This is a genomic window from Azospirillum sp. B506 (assembly GCF_000333595.1).
GTDB lineage: Bacteria > Pseudomonadota > Alphaproteobacteria > Azospirillales > Azospirillaceae > Azospirillum.
In genome coordinates, this window is the sequence record NZ_BADK01001126.1 from 1 (window position 1) to 909 (window position 909).

At 70.1% G+C, this 909-nt stretch carries 1 protein-coding gene; it reads right to left on the minus strand.

The features are described from left to right. The coding region (locus I71_RS34235; RefSeq protein WP_042704769.1) for an MBG domain-containing protein at positions 1-909 on the minus strand (909 nt) is incomplete at both ends.

Sequence of the window (909 nt, forward strand, 5' to 3'; positions counted from 1 at the left end):
CTGACCCCGGTCACGCTGTCGCTGTTCTTCAGACCGGTGGCCGTATAGCCGGTCAGGGTCGCCGTATCGCCGTAGGTCTTGCGCGCCGCGTCGGCAGTGACGGTCAGCGCCGCCGGATCGACCGTCAGCGTGCCGTCGGCATAGGTGATGGTGTAGTTCGAGAGGCCGCTGCCCTGGGCCGACGCGGCGGCGATGCTGTAGCTGCCGACCCCGGCGGTGGCCGCCGTACCGCTGCTGGACAGGCTGACCCCGGTCACGCTGTCGCTGTTCTTCAGACCGGTGGCGGTGAAGCCGGTCAGGGTCGCCGTATCGCCGTAGGTCTTGCGCGCCGCGTCGGCAGTGACGGTCAGCGCCGCCGGATCGACCGTCAGCGTGCCGTCGGCGTAGGTGATGGTGTAGTTCGACAGGCCGCTGCCCTGGGCCGACGCGGCGGCGATGTTGTAGCTGCCGACCCCGGCGGCGGCCGCCGTGCCGCTGCTGGACAGGCTGACCCCGGTCACGCTGTCGCTGTTCTTCAGCCCAGTGGCGGTGAAGCCGGTCAGCGTGGCGCTGTCGCCATAGGTCTTGCGCGCCGCGTCGGCAGTGACGGTCAGCGCCGCAGGATCGACCGTCAGCGTGCCGTCGGCATAGGTGATCGTGTAGTTCGACAGGCCGCTGCCCTGGGCCGACGAAGCGGCGATGCTGTAGCTGCCGACCCCGGCGGTGGCCGCCGTGCCGCTGCTGGACAGGCTGACCCCGGTCACGCTGTCGCTGTTCTTCAGACCGGTGGCGGTGAAGCCGGTCAGCGAGGCGCTGTCGCCATAGGTCTTGCGCGCCGCGTCGGCAGTGACGGTCAGCGCCGCCGGATCGACCGTCAGCGTGCCGTCGGCATTAGTGATGGTGTAATTCGACAGGCCGCTGCCCTGGGCC